The sequence below is a fragment of the Proteus hauseri genome (assembly GCF_040139125.1).
In the GTDB taxonomy this organism is placed as follows: Bacteria; Pseudomonadota; Gammaproteobacteria; order Enterobacterales; family Enterobacteriaceae; genus Proteus; species Proteus hauseri_B.
The window spans coordinates 522,648-542,920 of the sequence record NZ_JBEEUB010000002.1 but is presented as its reverse complement, the minus strand read 5'-3'; the positions used below and the strand labels follow the sequence as shown (position 1 = coordinate 542,920).

General features: G+C 37.5%; 22 protein-coding genes, 1 tRNA gene and 1 pseudogene. 15 read left to right on the top strand and 9 right to left on the bottom strand.

Features of this window, described 5'->3' with window-relative positions:
* Positions 1 to 143: 143 nt before the first annotated feature.
* From rsmE to ruvX, 4 genes are all read left to right on the top strand, one after another.
* Positions 144 to 875 carry a 16S rRNA (uracil(1498)-N(3))-methyltransferase gene (gene rsmE, locus ABN099_RS05460; RefSeq protein WP_349462664.1) on the top strand — a complete coding sequence of 244 codons (732 nt, stop codon included), beginning with the start codon at positions 144 to 146 and terminating at the stop codon, positions 873 to 875.
* Between the two features lie 10 nt (positions 876 to 885).
* On the top strand, positions 886 to 1,842 hold the full coding sequence (gshB, locus tag ABN099_RS05455) for a glutathione synthase (RefSeq protein WP_349462663.1): 957 nt from the start codon (positions 886 to 888) through the stop codon (positions 1,840 to 1,842).
* A gap of 129 nt (positions 1,843 to 1,971) precedes the next feature.
* Entirely contained in the window at positions 1,972 to 2,535 is a 564-nt protein-coding gene (locus tag ABN099_RS05450) for a YqgE/AlgH family protein (RefSeq protein ID WP_349462662.1), read from the top strand.
* The gene (gene ruvX, locus ABN099_RS05445; protein ID WP_349462661.1) at positions 2,535 to 2,954 is read left to right on the top strand and encodes a Holliday junction resolvase RuvX; all 420 of its coding nucleotides are present in this window, start codon (positions 2,535 to 2,537) and stop codon (positions 2,952 to 2,954) included. The genes ABN099_RS05450 and ruvX overlap by 1 nt, the downstream gene beginning before the upstream one ends.
* Positions 2,955 to 2,978: 24 nt before the next feature.
* Here ruvX and ABN099_RS05440 read toward each other — a convergent pair whose 3' ends face one another.
* Complete coding sequence (locus tag ABN099_RS05440; protein WP_349462660.1) at positions 2,979 to 3,980, bottom strand: type IV pilus twitching motility protein PilT; 1,002 nt, start codon at positions 3,978 to 3,980, stop codon at positions 2,979 to 2,981.
* 21 nt (positions 3,981 to 4,001) lie between these two features.
* Here ABN099_RS05440 and ABN099_RS05435 point away from each other — a divergent pair, with 21 nt between their 5' ends.
* From ABN099_RS05435 to hemW, 5 genes are read left to right on the top strand one after another with little or no spacing between them, the layout of a single operon-like run.
* Complete coding sequence (locus tag ABN099_RS05435) at positions 4,002 to 4,700, top strand: YggS family pyridoxal phosphate-dependent enzyme (protein ID WP_349462659.1); 699 nt, start codon at positions 4,002 to 4,004, stop codon at positions 4,698 to 4,700.
* A 16-nt stretch (positions 4,701 to 4,716) separates the two neighbouring features.
* Entirely contained in the window at positions 4,717 to 5,535 is an 819-nt protein-coding gene (gene proC / locus ABN099_RS05430; protein WP_349462658.1) for a pyrroline-5-carboxylate reductase, read from the top strand.
* Positions 5,536 to 5,553: 18 nt separating this feature from the next.
* Positions 5,554 to 6,117 (top strand): YggT family protein, encoded by a 564-nt coding sequence (locus ABN099_RS05425; protein ID WP_349462657.1) that lies wholly within the window; start codon positions 5,554 to 5,556, stop codon positions 6,115 to 6,117.
* Between the two features lie 17 nt (positions 6,118 to 6,134).
* Positions 6,135 to 6,728 carry an XTP/dITP diphosphatase gene (locus tag ABN099_RS05420; protein ID WP_349462656.1) on the top strand — a complete coding sequence of 198 codons (594 nt, stop codon included), beginning with the start codon at positions 6,135 to 6,137 and terminating at the stop codon, positions 6,726 to 6,728.
* Entirely contained in the window at positions 6,721 to 7,851 is a 1,131-nt protein-coding gene (gene hemW, locus ABN099_RS05415) for a radical SAM family heme chaperone HemW (protein WP_349462655.1), read from the top strand. The genes ABN099_RS05420 and hemW overlap by 8 nt, the downstream gene beginning before the upstream one ends.
* Before the next feature lie 97 nt (positions 7,852 to 7,948).
* Here the strand turns inward: hemW and ABN099_RS05410 are convergent, their stop codons facing one another.
* From ABN099_RS05410 to trmB, 5 genes are all read right to left on the bottom strand, one after another.
* Positions 7,949 to 8,899, bottom strand: coding sequence for a siderophore ABC transporter substrate-binding protein (locus tag ABN099_RS05410; protein WP_349462654.1), 951 nt, complete (start codon positions 8,897 to 8,899; stop codon positions 7,949 to 7,951).
* Positions 8,900 to 9,394: 495 nt separating this feature from the next.
* Entirely contained in the window at positions 9,395 to 10,132 is a 738-nt protein-coding gene (locus ABN099_RS05405; protein ID WP_349462653.1) for a DUF2884 family protein, read from the bottom strand.
* A gap of 57 nt (positions 10,133 to 10,189) precedes the next feature.
* Positions 10,190 to 11,116, bottom strand: coding sequence for a glutaminase B (gene glsB / locus ABN099_RS05400; protein WP_349462652.1), 927 nt, complete (start codon positions 11,114 to 11,116; stop codon positions 10,190 to 10,192).
* A 74-nt stretch (positions 11,117 to 11,190) separates the two neighbouring features.
* Positions 11,191 to 11,517, bottom strand: coding sequence for a YggL family protein (locus ABN099_RS05395; RefSeq protein ID WP_349462651.1), 327 nt, complete (start codon positions 11,515 to 11,517; stop codon positions 11,191 to 11,193).
* Positions 11,517 to 12,236 (bottom strand): tRNA (guanosine(46)-N7)-methyltransferase TrmB, encoded by a 720-nt coding sequence (gene trmB / locus ABN099_RS05390; RefSeq protein ID WP_349462650.1) that lies wholly within the window; start codon positions 12,234 to 12,236, stop codon positions 11,517 to 11,519. Before trmB ends, ABN099_RS05395 begins: the two co-directional genes overlap by 1 nt.
* Before the next feature lie 219 nt (positions 12,237 to 12,455).
* On the opposite strand from trmB, the gene mutY reads away from it, so the two are divergent.
* From mutY to ABN099_RS05370, 4 genes are all read left to right on the top strand, one after another.
* Positions 12,456 to 13,496 carry an A/G-specific adenine glycosylase gene (mutY, locus tag ABN099_RS05385; RefSeq protein ID WP_349462649.1) on the top strand — a complete coding sequence of 347 codons (1,041 nt, stop codon included), beginning with the start codon at positions 12,456 to 12,458 and terminating at the stop codon, positions 13,494 to 13,496.
* 29 nt (positions 13,497 to 13,525) lie between these two features.
* Positions 13,526 to 13,798 carry an oxidative damage protection protein gene (locus ABN099_RS05380; protein WP_349462648.1) on the top strand — a complete coding sequence of 91 codons (273 nt, stop codon included), beginning with the start codon at positions 13,526 to 13,528 and terminating at the stop codon, positions 13,796 to 13,798.
* Between the two features lie 63 nt (positions 13,799 to 13,861).
* Entirely contained in the window at positions 13,862 to 14,932 is a 1,071-nt protein-coding gene (gene mltC, locus ABN099_RS05375; RefSeq protein WP_349462647.1) for a membrane-bound lytic murein transglycosylase MltC, read from the top strand.
* Positions 14,933 to 15,195: 263 nt separating this feature from the next.
* A tRNA-Phe gene (locus ABN099_RS05370) sits at positions 15,196 to 15,271 on the top strand.
* 173 nt (positions 15,272 to 15,444) lie between these two features.
* Here ABN099_RS05370 and ABN099_RS05365 read toward each other — a convergent pair.
* Both ABN099_RS05365 and ABN099_RS05360 read right to left on the bottom strand, forming a co-directional pair.
* Positions 15,445 to 15,660: pseudogene (locus ABN099_RS05365) on the bottom strand (phage integrase N-terminal domain-containing protein); the annotation flags it as partial.
* Between the two features lie 52 nt (positions 15,661 to 15,712).
* Entirely contained in the window at positions 15,713 to 16,855 is a 1,143-nt protein-coding gene (locus tag ABN099_RS05360; RefSeq protein ID WP_349462646.1) for a Fic family protein, read from the bottom strand.
* Positions 16,856 to 17,343: 488 nt separating this feature from the next.
* On the opposite strand from ABN099_RS05360, the gene ABN099_RS05355 reads away from it, so the two are divergent.
* The gene (locus ABN099_RS05355; protein ID WP_349462645.1) at positions 17,344 to 17,547 is read left to right on the top strand and encodes a hypothetical protein; all 204 of its coding nucleotides are present in this window, start codon (positions 17,344 to 17,346) and stop codon (positions 17,545 to 17,547) included.
* Positions 17,548 to 17,993: 446 nt separating this feature from the next.
* Complete coding sequence (locus tag ABN099_RS05350; protein ID WP_349462644.1) at positions 17,994 to 19,250, top strand: M20 family metallo-hydrolase; 1,257 nt, start codon at positions 17,994 to 17,996, stop codon at positions 19,248 to 19,250.
* Here ABN099_RS05350 and ABN099_RS05345 read toward each other — a convergent pair.
* Positions 19,244 to 20,128, bottom strand: a complete 885-nt coding sequence (locus tag ABN099_RS05345) for a helix-turn-helix domain-containing protein (protein WP_349462643.1) — start codon at positions 20,126 to 20,128, stop codon at positions 19,244 to 19,246. The two genes, ABN099_RS05350 and ABN099_RS05345, sit on opposite strands and share 7 nt — an antisense overlap.
* Positions 20,129 to 20,273 lie beyond the last annotated feature (145 nt).

Sequence of the window (20,273 nt, the reverse complement as noted above, 5' to 3'; positions counted from 1 at the left end):
TGCGGCAATTCACACAGAAAACTAGCGTTATAAAAGCAGTGAAAGTAAAGTGATACCTTGCATGCCATAATTGCATGCGTATGATGCATATCACATATTTTTTTTATCACGGTTAACTATCTTTTACGTAAGGGTTTCACGTTATGCGTATTCCTCGCATTTATCATCCAGAACCACTCATTGTAGGCTCTCAGACTTCATTAGATGAAGAAGCTTCAAACCATGTTGGACGCGTATTGAGAATGATCACAGGTCAAAAACTCGCGCTGTTTGATGGCTCTAATAACGTATTTGATGCCGAAATTATTGAAAGCACAAAAAAGACCGTTAATGTGCAAATTAATGAGAGTCAGCTTGATGATAAAGAATCCCCACTCGATCTCCATTTAGGGCAAGTTCTCTCTAGAGGCGAAAAAATGGAGTTTACCATCCAAAAATCGGTTGAATTGGGTGTAAATACCATTACTCCTCTGATCTCAGAGCGCTGTGGTGTTAAACTAGACCCTAGTCGTTTAGAAAAAAAACATCAGCAATGGCAAAAAATTATCATCTCAGCTTGTGAGCAATGTGGACGAAATAAAATTCCACAATTAATGCCAGTTATCACATTAGAAGAGTGGTGTGCACAGGTTGATGATAGTTTAAAACTCAATTTACATCCTAGAGCTAGCCAAAGTATTAATACCTTGCCACTGCCAATCAAGAAAGTACGTTTACTTATTGGTCCTGAAGGAGGACTTTCTCCTGAAGAGATAGCAATGACGGCAGAGCATCATTTTACTGATATTTTATTAGGTCCTCGTGTATTAAGAACTGAAACAACAGCGCTCACCGCAATCACCGCTTTGCAGGTTCGGTTCGGCGATCTGGGATAAAGGAGAAATAATGATTAAATTAGGTATTGTGATGGATCCTATTTCATCCATCAAAATCAAAAAAGACACCAGCTTTGCCATGCTATTAGAAGCACAGCGTCGCGGTTGGGAAATTCACTATATGGAGATGAACGATCTTTACCTACAACAAGGTGAAGCGCGTGCTCGCACTCGTTTACTGAGTGTTGAAGAAAATCCAGAGAAATGGTTTGAATTTGGTCAAGAACAAGATATTGCATTAGGATCTCTTGACACTATTTTAATGCGTAAAGATCCTCCTTTTGATACTGAATTTATCTATGCAACCTATATTCTTGAACGCGCTGAAGATATGGGTACGTTAATAGTGAATAAACCACAAAGTCTGCGCGATTGTAATGAAAAACTCTTTACCGCATGGTTCCCAACATTAACACCCGATACATTAGTCACTCGCGAAGCTAAACATCTGCGCGCGTTCCATCAAAAACATGGTGATGTTATTTTTAAACCATTAGATGGCATGGGTGGTGCTTCTATTTTTCGTTTGAAGAAAGATGATCCTAATGTTGGTGTTATTATTGAAACATTAACAGACCATGGTCATCGTTTCTGTATGGCTCAAAACTTTTTGCCAGAAATTGTTGATGGTGATAAACGTATTTTAGTCGTTGATGGTGAGCCTGTTCCCTATTGCTTGGCTCGAATTCCCGCAAAAGGTGAAACTCGTGGTAATTTAGCCGCTGGTGGTCGTGGAGAAGCTCGTCCATTAACAGAGAGTGATTGGGCTATTGCTCGTCAAGTCGCGCCTATTTTAAAACAAAAAGGTCTTATTTTTGTTGGGTTAGATGTTATTGGCGACAGATTAACCGAAATTAATGTGACTAGCCCAACTTGTGCGCGAGAGATTGAAGCGGCATATCCTGATGTTTCAGTTACAGGTATGTTGATGGATGCCATTGAAGTGCGCCTTAACAAGAAAAACTAGCCTTTAAAAAGTGTTATTTAAGGGTTTAAAAACACTTACCTAGCCCTTCTATATTTAAAATGTATAGTTTGAATGTATAGACAGAGCTAGGTGTTTTAATAAAAATAATCAGGGAACAGTATTACTATTATGAATTTACTTAACCATTTTCTTATTGCTATGCCTTCATTAAGCGATCCGTTATTTCAGCGTTCGGTCGTCTATGTTTGCGAACATAATGAAAACGGTGCAATGGGATTAGTCATTAACAAACCTATCGAAGATATCTCTATTGAGAGTGTATTAGATCAGCTAGAGATCTTTTCTACAGACAGAGATGAAGCCATTAGCCTACAAAGACCTGTTATGTCTGGTGGTCCCGTTGCTGAAGAACACGGTTTTATTTTACACACCCCTGTTTCCGGTTTTAGCTCTAGTATCAAAATTAGTGATAGCACCATGATAACAACCTCAAAAGATGTGCTAGAAACATTAGGAACAGCAAGACAACCTGAAAAAACCTTAGTCTCTTTAGGTTATTCAAATTGGGAAAAAGGCCAATTAGAACAAGAAATTTTAGAAAATAGCTGGCTAACCGTTGAAGCCTCACCACAAATTATTTTCGATACCCCTGTTGCTGAACGTTGGCAAAAAGCAGCGGAATTAATCGGAATTAATATCCATACCATTTCACCTACGGCTGGACACGCATAATGTCTAACAGAACCGTTATTGCTTTTGATTTTGGTACTAAAAGTATTGGTGCCGCAATTGGTCAAGAAGTCACTGGTACAGCTAGAGCTTTAGCTTCATTTAAAGCAAAAGATGGTATTCCTGATTGGACCCAAATTGAAAAGATTATTAAAGAGTGGCAACCTGATTTAGTGGTTGTTGGTCTTCCACTAAATATGGATGGCACTGAACAACTAGTAACAACACAAGCTAAAAAGTTTGCCAATCGGCTCCATGGACGCTTTGGTGTGCAAATTGCCTTACATGATGAGCGCCTTAGTACTGTTGAAGCTCGTGCTCATCTATTTGAACGTGGTGGTTATCGTTCGTTAGATAAAGGCAGCGTTGATGCTACATCTGCCGTTATTATTCTTGAAAGTTGGTTTGAGCAACAATATTAAATTCATTTATTGTTAATAAATTGGCTATTCCTTGATTAATCCTTCATGTTGGCGTCTCTGGCGGCTTAATGTGAAGGTTTGCATGCCATATTCGCTTCCTGTTTGCATTAGTGTTGTTACTTGATGATATTTCCCTTCTCTAATAAGGTGAGAGATCCCCTGTGTTACTTGCATTATTTCAAAAAGAGCGACACGTCCCCCCTCTGTTGCAGGAACTAACTGTTGAGAAATTATCGCTTTTAAACAACAGGCTAGTTGAGATGAAATCCATTGCCGTTCCGTTGCACTAAATACATTAGTTACACGTTCAAGTGTTTGTGCAGCGCCTTGTGTGTGCAGTGTTGCTAAAACCAAATGCCCTGTTTCTGCTGCCATCAATGCCATTTTAATACTCTGAGCATCCCTTAATTCACCTAACATAATGACATCAGGATCTTGACGTAATGCAGCTTTAATTGCGCTAAAGACATTGTTAACATCCCGTCCGACTTCACGTTGCTGAATAACACTCTGTTTATTACTATGGAGAAACTCTATGGGATCTTCTAATGTTAAAATATGCTGGCGCTTATATTGATTAATATAATTGATCATCGCAGCAAGTGTTGATGACTTACCACTCCCCGTAGCACCTGTAACAAGAATAAGCCCATGAGAGCAGTTGTCTAACAGCGTTAAAACCGGATCTGGAACACGAAGTGAACTTAATGTTGGTATCTGCTGATTAATAATTCTTAACACCGCAGAAACCCCTTGTTGCTGGCGAAACAAATTAACGCGAAGTCGTTGCCCATCAGACAACATAATGCCAATATCTATTTGACCTTCATCATCAAAGCTCTGTTTTTGAGAAGAATTAAGATACGGCATTATCCATGCTAACAGGATCTCTGATGTGATAGGTTTGCATTGATTTTGTTGATAAAGTATCCCATTGATACGTAATCGCGGAACATCACCACAACAAAGATGCAGATCGGAAGCGTTATGCTTTACACTATAGGTTATTAAATTTTCCATATTCATCTTATTATCTCCTGAGTTGCCATGAATACTATTAAACAGAATCTCGTCAATGTCAGGTCTCACATTGACGCTGCTATCCAAAAATGCGGCCGTTCTCCAAAAGAAGTCACTCTACTTGCAGTAAGCAAAACTAAACCTACGAGCGCCATAGAAGAAGCCATTGCCTGTGGACAAACTGAGTTTGGTGAAAACTACGTTCAAGAAGGTGTTGATAAAATCAATTATTTTGCCAATAACAACACGCTTGTTTGGCACTTTATTGGTCCTTTACAGTCAAATAAAACACGACTTGTCGCTGAACATTTTCACTGGTGTCACACCATTGACAGATTAAAAATCGCACAGCGATTAAGTGACCAACGCCCAAATTCGCTACCGCCATTAAATGTATTAATTCAAATTAATATCAGCGATGAAAACAGCAAATCAGGTATTACATTGACTGAACTTGATGGGCTAGCGGCACAAATTTCTATACTGCCAGGCATAAAATTGCGAGGCTTAATGGCGATACCTGCACCAGAAAGTGATTACAACAAGCAAGTTGCTGTATTAGAACAAATGAATATTGCTTTCAAACAGTTACAAATGCAGTATCCAAATATTGATACATTATCTATGGGTATGACTGATGATATGGAAGCCGCTATTGCTTGTGGCTCAACATTAGTTCGTATTGGAACTGCTATATTTGGCGCAAGAGATTACGCCACCAAGTAAAAAAACAGAGGTTAATATGGAACATCGTAGCATCGCCTTTATTGGTGCTGGAAATATGGCTCACGCCATTATCGCAGGACTGGTTAATGGTGGATATCCTGCAAAAAAAATTACCGTTACAGCGCCCTCTGCGACTAGACGAGAACCGTTAGAAAAAGAATTTGGCATTCATAGCACTAATGACAATATTAAAGCAGTTCAAGAGGCTGATGTTGTAGTTCTAGCAGTAAAACCACAGATGATGTCAGAAGTCTGTAAGCCGTTACAAAATATCGACTTTAACCAAAAACTAGTGCTAACTATTGCAGCCGGAATACCCGCTGCTCGCTACAACGATTACTTGGCAACAACATTACAATTAATCCGTATTATGCCAAATACACCTGCATTAGTGGGTAAAGGCTTAAGCGGTATGTTTGCACAAGAGACTATTTCATCTCAAGATAAACAGTTTGCTGATGAGCTAATGAAAAGTGTTGGTTCAACCGTTTGGGTAGAGAAAGAATCAGCTATCAATGATATTATCGCCGTTGCTGGTAGTGCACCGGCTTATTTCTTCTTGTTTATGGAGTCGATGCAAAAAGAAGCTGAACGTCTTGGCTTTGCTCCTGAAGTTGCAAGAGCGATAGTGCAACAAGCCGCGAGTGGTTCAACGGCGTTAGCTGAAAAACAAAGTACATTACCTTTTTCAACGCTACGCGAACAAGTTACCTCAAAGGGTGGAACAACCGCTGCTGCACTAGCAAAATTTTATGAAGGTAAATTGCCCGAAAATGTCGCATCTGCTATGCAGGCTGCGATAGAACGAGCGCAAGAAATGGAAAAACAGTTTTAATTTCATCAGGGCTAACTAATGAATTTTTTAAATTTTGTCATTCTGACTATTATTCAACTCTATACTGCCGTACTGCTATTACGTGTTTGGATGCAGTGTGTTAGAGCTGATTTTTATAACCCTTTTTCACAATTTGTCGTTAAAATCACACAGCCAGTTATTCGCCCATTAAGAAAAGTTATCCCTTCTATAGGACCTATTGATACAGCATCAGTCGTATTGGCGTATATCTTAATTATTTTAGAAGTGATCCTTCCTTCTTATTTATCTGGCACTGGTGGAGCAATTCCTTTCACTTTAGTCTTACCTTTTGCATTTATCGAATTATTAACAGCCGCGGGTAAAATCCTATTTTGGTTGATTATTGTGCGCGCTATTCTTAGCTGGGTAAGCCAAGGTCGCAATCCTGTCGATCATCTGTTATTTCAATTAACAGAGCCATTAATGGCACCTATTCGCCGTGTTATTCCTGCAATGGGTGGATTAGATTTTTCAGCAATGATAGTCATTCTTATTCTTTATGCCCTGAACTATTTACGTGTAGATGTTTTACAGTGGCTACTTAATGTCACCCTTTACTAAGCACTAAGGAAAAACAGATGCAAAAAGTTGTTCTTGCCACGGGTAATCCCGGAAAAGTAAAAGAATTAGCCTCTTTACTTGCTGATTTTGGCTTAGATATCGTTGCTCAGACTGATCTTGGTGTTGATTCTGTTGAAGAAACTGGCTTAACTTTTGTTGAAAACGCGCTAATTAAAGCGCGTCATGCGGCGAAAGTTACTGGATTACCCGCAATTGCTGATGATTCAGGAATTTCGGTAGATGCTCTTGGTGGTGCTCCGGGGATTTATTCAGCACGTTATTCTGGTGTTGATGCTACTGACCAACAAAACCTCGATAAATTGCTTGAAGCAATGAAAAATATTCCTGCGGAAAAGCGCCAAGCACAATTTAACTGTGTTTTAGTTTATATGCGCCATGAGAATGACCCTACTCCATTGATTTTTCATGGTATTTGGCATGGTGTACTAACCACAGAAATGCATGGAGAAGGTGGATTTGGTTATGATCCTATTTTCTTTGTGCCTGAATTAAATTGTACAGCGGCACAACTTACACGAGAGCAGAAAAATCAATTTTCACATCGTGGAAAAGCACTAAAATTACTATTGGATGCCCTTAAGAATGCTTAAGTTGCCACCACTCAGTTTGTATATTCATATTCCTTGGTGTGTACAAAAATGCCCTTATTGTGATTTCAATTCACACACATTAAAAGGCGAAGTACCACATCAAGAATATGTGCAACATTTACTAAACGATTTAGATGCTGACCTTATTTATGCTGGCTCTCGTGAAGTACAAACTATCTTTATTGGTGGCGGCACCCCTAGTTTATTAAGTGCCGAATCAATGGCTGACCTACTCTATGGTGTAAAACAGCGCATTGCCGTTCATCCTGATGCTGAAATTACGATGGAAGCTAATCCGGGGACGGTAGAAGCAGAGCGCTTTGCGGGGTTCCAACGAGCTGGTGTTAACCGTATTTCTATTGGTGTCCAAAGCTTTGGTGATGACAAACTTATTCGCTTGGGTCGTATTCATGGCGCAGAAGAAGCTAAAAATGCAGCACGGTTGGCAAAGCAACTAGGGCTTCGTAGCTTTAATCTCGACTTAATGCATGGATTGCCAGACCAATCATTATCTCAAGCACTTTCAGACTTACAGCAAGCTATTGAGTTATCACCGCCTCATCTTTCTTGGTATCAATTAACCATTGAACCTAATACCCAATTTGGATCTCGTCCGCCTAAATTACCTGACGACGATATGCTGTGGGATATCTTCTCTGAAGGCGATAAATTACTGACCGCAGCAGGATATCAGCAATACGAAACATCAGCTTATTGTAAACCTGGTTTTCAATGTCAGCACAACCTTAATTACTGGCGCTTTGGTGACTATTTAGGAATTGGTTGCGGTGCTCACGGTAAAATCAGTTTTGAAGATGGTCGCATTATGCGAACAGTAAAAACTAAGCATCCTAAAGGTTTTATGGAAGGTCGTTATCTCCACCAGCAAAACTTTGTTGATAATGATGACCGTCCATTTGAATTTTTTATGAACCGTTTTAGGTTATTAGAAGCATTTCCAAGACAAGATTTTAGCGATTATACCGGACTTGCAGAAAGTACTATTCGCCATCAAATTGATGAAGCTTTAGCCCTTGGATATATCAGCGAAAGTGAAACACATTGGCAAATTACACCGCATGGCAAATTGTTTCTTAATTCATTACTTGAGCTATTTTTATAGCAATTTCTGTAACCTTAATTGACTGATTAACTAATAAATAAAAACACCCATACTGTGGTAAACAATATGGGTGTTTTTTAAATTGATAATATAAATCTTAAAGTGCGCTTTCTACTGCTTCGATTTGCTTGGTTAAGCTATCTAATCCGCCACCAGAGAGATACCAAAGATCCGCTTGTAGATAAACAATAGCGCCATTTTTATAAGCTGATGTTGATTTAATAACATCATTTTCAAAGGCTGCTTTTTCTAATTTATCTGCGCCAATCGCTTCACTACGATCAACAATTAAAATAACATCAGGATCCGCTTTAGCAATCATTTCTGATGTCACAACGCGGCGTTTGCCTTTTTCCTCTTCAGAAGCAAGTGGTAATTCAGCTCTTTTTACTTTAACTACATTATAAACAACGCTTTGATTATTTGGCATTAAATTACCTGCGTTATGCAGTAAAACTAATACTTTCTTATCAGACTCTGCGGCTTTCTTTTGCGCTTGCTCGATAACTGCATTAAGTTTTGTAATTTGCTCTTTAGTGGCTTGTTGTTTATTAAATAACTCACCCATTAACTTAATATTTGCCTCTACAGAATTAAGATAATTATCACTATTAGTCCCTAAATTAACTGTAGGTGCAATTTTAGCTAACGCTTCATAAGAAGCACCTTGGCGTCCTGTAATAATAATCAAATCAGGTTTAATTTCAGCCAACTTTTCTAAATCTGGCGCTTTCATACCCCCCACATTGGTTACATTACTGGCGATACTTCCTTTAATATAAGCAGGTGCATTACCTAATGGTAATCCTATAACTTTATCGGCTAAACCAAGTTGAACTAAAGTGTCATACAAACCAAAATCAAATAATACGACTTTAGATGGATTTTTATTTACTGCAGTTTCACCTAACAAATGTTTGATAACGACTTTATCACTTTGTTGATTAACAATTTGATTAGGTTGGTATTCAACTGGCGTTTTGCTGAATGCAGAAAAACTGGTTACTGAAAGAATAGATGCGATAACTAAAGGAAGGATTTTTTTCATTAACGTAGCCCTGTTTAAGTGAAATACTCAAACAGGGCATTCTAAACAGCTCCCCCCACAAGTCAATTGAATAAGAATGATTTTCATTATTATTTTCAATTAATGTGAGTTAACAGTTTATACACTCGATAAATAATTCAAGATGCAGCTAGGAGCATACATAAGTATGTGACTAGTGCGAGTGAACGTAGTCAACAACGCTGCAACTTGAAGCATAAAACGAGTAGGATACTCTAAATAATTCAAGGTGCAGCTAGGCGACAAGTAAATCTATTCCTTAAAAAAAGCTAGGAGCATACATAAGTATGTGACTAGTGCGAGTGAACGTAGTCAACAATGCTGCAACTTGAAGCATAAAACGAGTAGGATACTCTAAATAATTCAAGGTGCAGCTAGGCGACAAGTAAAAGAGTCACTAGGAGCATACATAAGTATGTGACTAGTGCGAGTGAACGTAGTCAACAACGCTGCAACTTGAAGTATGACGAGTATAAGCTATTTTTTTAACGCATTGACTAACTCAACACGCTGATTCTCCATTTGCGTTATTTTACTACACGCTTGCTGACCAAATTGAGAAAATGCGGCTTCTTGCTGTTTCCACTCTTTATCTATAATTTTTTGAAAGCCTTCAAGATTACCTAATAATCCGCCAAGCGCTTTTTTACTATCACCACTTGCTGCGGCTAAAAGTTGCTTTTTCCCAAGTTCATTAATGCTATCTTGTAGCATGCCACCAAGGCTACTTTCAATAATTTCGCGACCTTTGAGTTCAACTTGTTTAATCGATTGAGAATGGAAAGTGATATTATTTGGTTCTATTGTTATGACTGTATCCATTTGTTGATTAAGGTTTTTTTCTAGTGTCTTTAATCGGTTAAGAATATTGCTCTCTTTACCAAAGGCTTCGATAACGACTTGATCTAGCACTTTACGAGACTCTTGCAATTTAGCGCCAGTTTCTGTTCTTAACCAAGGAATATCTTGTCTCACTGTTGCTTGGAATTTTTTTGCTAATGCTTGCTGTTGTGCTGTTAGGGTTTTGCTTTTTTCATCTTGAAGCAGTGTTCCATCAGGATAAATCACTAATAATCCACTAGAACCAGCAACCTCAACAAACTCAGGGGTAATGCGTAAATCATCTTTTGGCGTAACGGCACAATCAAAACTTGGTGCTGCTGTTGCTGACGTTGCAACAAAAGCTAGAGCAACGACTAATTTTTTAAAACCCATAACAACTCTCCTGAAAAGCGTGTATAAAAACGTTTTATTTATAGCTGTAAATAACGGTTAAAATATAGAGCGCCCTATTTTGTTGGCTAATAGCTCAAGAGCAGCACATCCTGCTAATGAGTTACCTGACTTATCAAGTTCTGGTGACCACACTGCAACCGTGAAAGCATCAGGCACTACAGCGATAATTCCACCACCGACGCCTGATTTACCGGGAATTCCAATACGAAAAGCAAATTCACCAGCGCCATCATACATTCCACAAGTCAACATTAATGCATTTATTTGGCGGGTTTGTCTTGGCGTAATAATCTGATTTTTATTGACCACACTAACCCCTTGATTTGCCAAATAGCTAAAACAACGCGCTAATTCAACACAACTCATATCAATAGAACAATAATGGAAGTAAGTTTCTAATACAGTAATGACATCGTTATCAAAATTATCAAAAGATTTCATTAAATAAGCAATAGCAGCATTACGGCTAAGATGCTCCATCTCAGATTTAGCCACAACCGTGTTATAGCAAATATCAGGTGTCCCCGTAAGAAAACGAATAACCTCGAGCATTCTCTGTTTAGGTGCACTTAAACGTGATTGCAGCATATCTGTAATAATAATTGCACCAGCATTAATAAAGGGATTTCTAGGAATGCCTTTTTCCATTTCTAACTGTATTAATGAGTTAAAGGGTAAACCAGATGGCTCTTTGCCAACACGCTGCCAGATTTCATTCTCGTCATAACGCGTTAATGCCAATGTTAGACTTAATACTTTAGAAATGGATTGAATAGAAAAACGCTTATCAGCGATACCTGATTGATAAAGCTCACCATCAACGGTATATACCGCCATTGCTAACTGTTCGGGGGAAACTTGGGCAAGTGCAGGAATATAATTCGCGACATCTCCTTGCCCTATTAACGGTCGAATTTGTTGTAATATATCTGATAGCAATGCGTTAGATAACGTCGTAATCACAGTCCCTTCCCTATACAGACAAGGGCACCCAATTGGATGCCCTTGTTATTATTTGCTAGATTTATAAAATCAAATCAATCCCACCAAACATCAAATAATTCAGATGTCTGTACATCTTGCATATTTTTCTCTTTTAGGAATTTTTCAACTAATTGGCGGTGCTCTTCTGTACATTTACCAATTTGCTGTAAACAAATTAAACCTTCCCAACTCAGGTAGCCACTTGCATCAAATGCAAGCCCGTTAGGCTCAATGACTTTGAGGATTAGCTCATCAACAAAGCTATCAACTTCGTCAATTGGAGTATTTTCTGGGAAATTCCATTTAACTGAAAAACCTAACTCCTGAAATTCATCGATACGCAACTTTTTGCGTAAACGGCGACTACGTTGTTTAGCCATTACTTTACCCTCTTAAACATAAGATCCCATACCCCATGTCCTAATCTATGACCACGTTTTTCAAACTTGGTTACAGGACGGGTTTCTGGACGTGGTACATAATCCTGAGTTTCTGACAAATTCTGATAACCATCAACACTTATCATCACTTCAAGCATGTGTTTTGCATACGGCTGCCAATCTGTCGCCATATGAAAAACACCTTCTGACGTTAATTTTCTTAAAATTAACTCTGCAAATGGCACTTGAACAATACGGCGTTTATTATGGCGGGCTTTATGCCATGGATCAGGGAAAAATAACTGAACCATTTTTAAGCTATTATCTGGGATCATGTTATTGAGCACTTCAATAGCATCATGACACATAACTCGCAGATTGCTTATTTGTTCCTCTTGCGCAGTTGCAAGACAAGCGCCCACACCGGGTGCATGAACTTCAATGCCAAGATAATTATTTTCAGGCGAATTTTTTGCCATTGTCACGAGCGAAGCGCCCATGCCGAAGCCAATTTCTAATATAACGGGAGCTTCACGTCCGAAAACCTGACTGAAGTCGATGGGCTCCGGTTGATATTCAATTCCCCAAATAGGTAATTGGGTATCTAAAGCCTGCTGTTGACGAGGTGTTAATCGCCCTTGGCGACGAACAAAGCTACGTACACGCCGCAAAGCACGGCCATCTTCATTGAATTCCGGAGAAATTACATTATTAATCATGTCTAATACTGTCAGTCGTTAGGCCAATTATTTACTTAATATCGTTATAATGTCGTTGCACTATAATCTAAACCGACATTATCCAAAGATCACCAAGTTTAGCAAGAGTCACCTTTATAAGCATCACTCTATAAGATAAATATTAAGGGTGTTTACAGTTTATTCTCTCTGTGGTGCAATCTTATCCTTAAATTAGAATATGAGTTAATAAAATAAAACATGATGGAAGCTCTGCAATTTTCGCAAGTCGTACTGAATTGGTATCATAAATATGGTCGTAAAACGCTACCATGGCAGCAAGATAAAACACCTTACCACGTCTGGTTATCAGAGGTAATGTTGCAACAAACACAAGTGACAACTGTTATTCCTTATTTTAAGCGTTTTATTTCACGTTTTCCTGATATTCAGGCATTAGCACAAGCTCCCCTTGATGAAGTGTTACATCTATGGACTGGTCTTGGCTATTACGCTAGAGCGAGGAACCTACATAAAGCAGCACAACACATTGTAGATAAACACCAAGGGCTGTTTCCTGATACCTTTGAGGACGTTTGTGCATTACCGGGAGTTGGTCGTTCTACAGCGGGCGCAATTTTATCGTTATCACTAAACAAGCACTATCCTATTCTTGATGGTAATGTTAAAAGAGTTTTAGCTCGATGCTATGCCATAGAAGGCTGGCCGGGTAAGAAAGACGTGGAAAATCAGTTATGGAAAATTAGTGAACAAGTCACGCCAGCTGAAGGTGTACAATATTTTAATCAAGCGATGATGGATTTAGGGGCAATGGTCTGCTCTCGTAGCAAACCTAAATGTGAATTATGCCCATTAAATACAGGTTGCATCGCTTATGCTCAAAGTAATTGGGCTGATTTTCCAGGGAAAAAACCGAAAAAGACTATCCCTGAGAAAACAACTTATTTTCTTATTTTACAATATGATAATCTTGTTTGGTTGGATAAAAGACCACCAGTTGGTATATGGGGAGGGCTTTTTGCATTTCCTCAGTTTGAAACAAAAATGCTTTTAGAACAGTGGCTAGCTGAATATGGACTCGATAATAATGAAACAGAGCAACTGACTTCATTTCGACATACCTTTAGCCACTTTCATTTAGATATTGTGCCAATTTGCGTAAAACTCTCAACGTTTACCTCTGTGATGGAGGCGCAAAAAGGACTTTGGTATAACTTACAGACACCTGCAACCATAGGGCTTGCAGCACCTGTAGAGAATTTACTTAGACAATTAGCCTAAGCTAATACCTGCGATATTGAGGATTTATTATGAGCAGAACTATTTTTTGTACTTTCCTAAATAAAGAAGCTGATGGGCTTGATTTTCAGTTGTACCCAGGAGAAATTGGAAAGCGCATTTTCAATGAAATCTCAAAAGAAGCATGGGGTCAGTGGATGACAAAACAGACCATGCTTATTAATGAGAAAAAATTAAACACCATGAACCCGGAAGATCGCAAATTATTAGAACAAGAAATGGTCAGATTTTTATTTGAAGGCCATGATATTCAGATTGACGGCTACACCCCTCCTGAAAAATAATAATCACTTTTCCAGAGCCTATAAGGCTCTGGTCTTTTATTCACCAAAGCGATGCAATTGACTATGAAAAAAATCCTTCTATTGCTCATTATCGCCCCTCTACTCATTTCATGTAGTAGTAAGCAGCCAAAAACATTTGAGCCAGATTACACCAAAGACACCAACGCTTTTGATATTCTAATGGGGCAATTTGCCAATAATATCGAAATGATTTGGGGAATGAAGGAAGTTTTAATCGCAGGACCTAAAGACTACGTAAAATATACTGACGCTTATAAAACCCGTAGCCACATTAATTTTGAAGCAGGAACCATTACCATTGAGACATTGGGTAATGATGCGCCTCAATACCAATTACATAAAGCTATTGTTACGACTCTACTTATGGGCGAAGATCCTGGCTCTATCGATCTCTACTCTGATGTTAACAATATTCCTCATAGTACAGAGCCTTTTTTATTAGGTCAGGTACTTGATAATTCAGGGCAATCTATACGTTGGGAATGGCGAGCCAGTAAATTTGCAGATTATCTGATTGCTAATAAGTTACAAAAACGTCAATCAGGCGGTAATACTATTTGGTTTGTTACCCTTAATCTGGTGCCAAATCACCTTGATCAACGTGCTCATAAATATTTGCCACTCGTTCAACAAGCTGCTGCAAAATATGGTGTAGAACCCTCCCTTATTCTTGCGATTATGCAAATTGAATCTAGTTTCAACCCTTATGCTGTAAGTAGCTCTGACGCGTTGGGTCTAATGCAGATTATGCCAGCCACTGCGGGACGTGATGTTTTCCGTATGCAAGGTAAATCAGGGCAACCAAGTCGTAATTACTTATTTGATCCCGCAAATAATATCGATGCAGGTACTGCCTATATTTCGATATTACAAAATAGTTACCTTGGCGATATCAAAGACCCTGTATCCCGTCGTTATGCCGTAATACAGGCTTATAATGGTGGTGCTGGAAGTGTATTACGTGTATTCCATAGTGATAAAAAACAAGCAGCAGTAATGATTAATAAACTAGAACCTGCTGAGGTTTATACCACATTGCGTAATAAACACCCTGCGGATCAATCTCGTCGTTATCTAGAAAAAGTCAGTACAGCACAACGAAATTACCGTTAATTACTGTTCAATAACGACCTATAACGCTTACTCAAAGAAATTTGGGTAAGCTTTTTTTATAGTTAGTAGACCGTTATTTTCTTACTCAAATCTTTATTGCGCCATTTTTCTTCTGACACAAAAATATTTTTAGCCCTATTTTTGGCTTTTTCTGGTAAAACAAGCGCTTTATTAATCGATAAGTTTAAAAAAGCAGCAATCGAACAGTTTTGTGATAAATAACGTTGACGAGCAAGCTGTTATCGGGTTTAATACGCCCCGTTGCCCGGATAGCTCAGTCGGTAGAGCAGGGGATTGAAAATCCCCGTGTCCTTGGTTCGATTCCGAGTCCGGGCACCACTATTTTATTTGTTCGTCAGTGAGTTAAATCACTGAGAGGGCAAACAAGAGTTAAAAAATACAATTTGACACTGTCACTTTATGTTGAAACTCTTAAACTAAACAGTCTTGTTCATACCAAGGCTGTTTTTTTATTTGTAACTTTTACTTTCTTTCCTAATCACTGTCAATTTTTGAAGTGTTCTTTTTGATATGCCTTCTTCTTGACGGCTTTTGATATAAAGTTCGATATGGTTTGTTTTGATATGTCTTACATCACGAATTTGAATATTCAGTTTTCCCATTCTATCCGCAATGCGAGAGGCTATTTTCAAACGATCTGCAACGGTTTTAAAGCTCCCTCCACCTTGTTTCGCTAATGTAGTTAATTGTTTGCTTAATTTTGACAAAGTTATTCCTCATCAGAAACTAAAACTTATCTGATAAAAATATTATTAATAATTATAAATTATGAATAAACCCTTCTTCTTTTAAAATTTTAATAACACCTCGAATCAAATAAGAATTTGAAAATTTTGCAATATAAATTCGAGATCCTTCTTCTATGGGTTGCAACAACCCTCTTTCAATTAATTTATTAAGCTGATACGTTATTTGGGATGGTTTTAAATTAGGTAAAATCTTACGAATATCTCCAGATTTTATTGTTCCTAACTCTACTGTTTGCTTTAATACTTTAGATTCAAAAGTATTTATAAGTTCTCTTTCTAACGAAAAATCAATCGCTGGGTATAGTATTTTTCTACTTAAAAAAGCATGATTAGTTAATTGATCTAGTTTTTTAAGTTCTACTGAGATCCCAGAAAGAACATATATACACCACTCTTCTAACGCTTGTTCGGTTCCCTTATCAGCTTCAGAAAGCATTGCATAATAACGTTCTCTATCATTACAGAAGACTGCTGTTGGATTAAGAACTCTCCCTCCTGCTTGTACATTAAACCCATATTTAATTAATAATGCATATGTTAACAGTCGTACTGTACGCCCATTACCATTGCCAAAAGGATGGATCCATCCAAATCGATGATGTACTAATGCAATTTTCATCAAATCATATTTAGGTTTATCTAACTGATTTATAAATGTCGTCAGTTCTTTCATATAATCAGAAACATGAATATAATCTGGTGGTAAATGTTCTGACAAAGCAATACTCACATTATGCTGGCGATAAGCACCCGGTGTTTTATCACCTTCTCGTTGTAAACCAATCACAGCTAAACTATGTAATTCTCGAATAAAATACTCGGTTATACCATCCCCATTTTTTAAGTATTCATCGATAAATTCTATTGCTGTTTCAATATTATTAATTTCTTTAAGCTGATCTGTAGAATTTTGTGTTCCTTCTACTTTACTTTCAACATAATCAGCAAGTGTAATATGGTTGCCCTCTATTCTTGCAGAGCCAAGACTCTCCAACATGTGAAAAATATCTTTCAATTGAGCAAATAAAAGTGGATGGACATCTGTTTCTAATCGTAAATGTCGGAGTAACTCTAACTCTGTTAAAGCATCAACTAAAGGAGAGTCAAAACTTGGATTTAAGAGTCCAAGTGCGAAATGATTAAATTGTGCCATTATGTTTAATTATCTCAACCGATCTAAAAAATTATCTCAAAAATCAATAGAAAAAACACATATAATCAATTACTTAAAAGAGTGCAATGAAGAAATTATCTCAAACCTGTCAAATAATTATATCAAATTTTTACTTAATAGAATGATGAATATCCCAATAATTACAAATCTATAAAATTTACATAACGTAACTAATTTTCTCCTTTAATTTATTATTGAGTGAGTTGTCCTTAATATTGTCACTACGAGTGTGTCAGACTGTAGTTATTGTTGAAAAGGTAGATACCATAAGCTAAAGCGTGCTGTTTGCGCGTAGCGTCACTTGGTATCGCTTACGCTTTTACACAAGTGACGCTACATCGTTTTATCGCGCAATAGGCTTCTTGCAGAGTGCCTCAAATAGCTCAAGTGGCATTTCATTATTTGTATTATCTTGCTGTTATCACCCGAAAGTATCATCTCTCAAATAATGATGATATTAGCTTGCAATGGCCCTAAGGCGCTTCTTTCAAATCGCAAGTGCCATCCACGAAGATGGCAGAGAAAGCTTTTTACCTGAAACAAATGAGTATGATAAGAAATATGAGTACTATGATATGTTCTATATTAGTGATGAACCATTTGATGGAAAATATAATATTTCAACAAAACATAAAAAATGGTGGAGTACTACTTTGCAATATTATCACTAAAATATATACCGATATAATTATATTACTCAATTAAATCCATCTTCAAATAATAGCTCTCATTTTTCACCATAAAAACAATTTTTAATAAGACCATTATAAATTAGTAATTTATATTATTTAACTTAAAATGTAAAAATCAATTGTTTTTATTTTTACATTTTTTAAACACTATCTAAAATAGAATGGTGATATTTTAAATAACATAATTAAAACAATCCTTACCCATTTGAGAAATAATCCGGTCATATATCCCTTATTAATTAATACCTACCTCACATAATATAAAATTCACCTTATTTATCATTGACGAAATAAAGGCTAATCAGTAAATATAATAGGCATTGATTATAGAAATAGTTGACCATCTCTAAAGATGGCTTTTTTAATCTCAACACTGTCTCATTTTTTAGACAAAAATTTAAAAGAAACCACGGGAAAATTCGATTATGACTCAACAAAATAGAGAAACCAGCTACTCCATTGATGATATGAAGGCGTTAATTGAGTCAATGCAGATCTATAAAAAAGATAACAGCGGCAAAGGGATAACTCGAATTGCTTATGGTGAAGAGGATGAAGCGGCACACCTCTATCTTGCAAGCTTAATGAAAGAAGCTGGACTTGAAGTTTATCGTGATGGTATTGGTACACTTTATGCGCGTTTACCAGGAAAAGATCGCTCTCTTCCTGCTGTAGGTACAGGTTCACACCTTGATACCGTGCCACAAGGCGGTGCTTACGATGGCGCATTAGGTGTTATTGCTGGATTTTATGCTTTAATGCAGTACCAACCTCAACAACTTAATCGTGATCTGGAATTAGTCGTCTTTCGTGCTGAAGAATCGAGCCGTTTTGGTTTCTCCTGTATCGGCAGTAAAGTACTAACAGGTAAAATTGACCGTACTCGTTGGGAAAACAACAAAGATGACGACGGTAATAACTTCTTTGATGTCTTAAAATCATTAGGTTATCAGCATGATGATTTAACAAGCTGTTTAGTAGAACCAGATCGTTATAGTGCTTTTGTTGAGCTTCATATCGAACAAGGTAAACGCCTAGAAAACGATAAAAAAACCGTCGGTATCGTCAACGGTATTGCAGCCCCTACTCGTTTTTCAGTAACCGTAAATGGTCATGCTGACCACTCTGGTGCAACACCAATGTATCAGCGTCAAGATGCTTTAGTAGCAAGTGCTGGCATTATCACTGACCTCAATCGCGCAGCTTGTACTGAAGCAGTATACGGCACTGTGGGAACGGTAGGTAAACTCAACGTTGTCCCTAACTCCATGAACGTTATTCCAGGACAAGTTAAGTTCTCTGTTGATATTCGTGGTATTGATACAGAAAGTATTCAACGAGTTGTAGAACGCTTAAATAATAGTGTAGAAAAAGCAGCAAAAGACTTTGGTGTTGTTATTGATGTTCAAGCTATTTCTGCAGAATCACCTGTTAAGTTAGATGATTCTATTTGCCAAGTTATTGAAAACTTGTGCCAAAAAAATGAAATCAGCTATATGACCATGCTAAGTGGAGCGGGTCACGATTCAATGAATATGGCATCACTTTATCCAACAGCGATGATCTTTACACCATCTGTAGCGGGTATTAGCCACCACCCAGATGAGTTTACTGAATTTAAAGATATCGCTGTAGCCGCTGATTTATTAGCTGAAACATTAGGTACTTTGGCTAATCAGTAACCTTTTACAATCTCTTTTAATAAGTTAATTGCATCATTTCCCTTTGTTGCCTTTAACCATAATTTATCAAACAGAGATTGATATTGAGATATGGCTTCGGTCGATGAAGTTACCGTCGCAATGCCCGTACTGACATTAGGAAACTCACCTAAACGGAACGGGCTAACGGCTAACGAAAGTGGCGATTTATCTTGGTAAAAAAGTTGGAATGTAAGTGACGGCATCGTATCTGAAATTATTGCAATATTAAGATAGCTATTTTTTTGCTCTAATTTTTCAATTAAATGGATAATTTCATTTTTTGCTCGTTGCTTTCTTTCATGCTGAACAGTTTTCGTTAAATTAACCGAACCTAACATGCCGACATAAAGAAATTTTTCAATTTGCTGCTGGCTAATTAAGTTATAAATATGTGGCGAATGTAACGACTGATGTTTTTTACGTTCTTTTAAAATGGATAAAACTTCTTCTTGTTTTTCTGACAATAAATTTAAAGGCGAAGCTTCTATCAGCATTTCAACCAATGTTTTGTCATAAGTATCTGATGTTAGCAAATAAGAAAAAGGCTCAAAGTGGGTATAAATATGGGAAGATTGTGTCTCTAATTGACGCATTCGTTCAAAGAAGCCATTAGCACTAGAGTAATACTCTGTATTGATCCCTAATAAACTACTTAAAGAAGTATTTAGTAGCCGAGCAAGATTATCAAGGGTTTCAATTTTAACAATTTCGCCTTTTTCTAACCGATAAACAGCAGCGCGAGAAATACCTAAATTTTCTGCGACATCTTCAGCTTTTAGTGAAGAAGCAATGCGATAAGCGCGAAGTCGATAACCAATAGCTTGGTAATCAATTTTTTCTCTGGGTATATAAGGCATGTTTTCATCTGCTCCAAAATGCTCAGAGGCATCAGGGTAAAGGAACGAACATAACAGTATGTTGATTGGAGTAGTTTAAATTAAACAAAAAATAAAAAGAATCATCTTCTTCACAATGAGAAAAATAAAAGGAGTTTTCATCCCC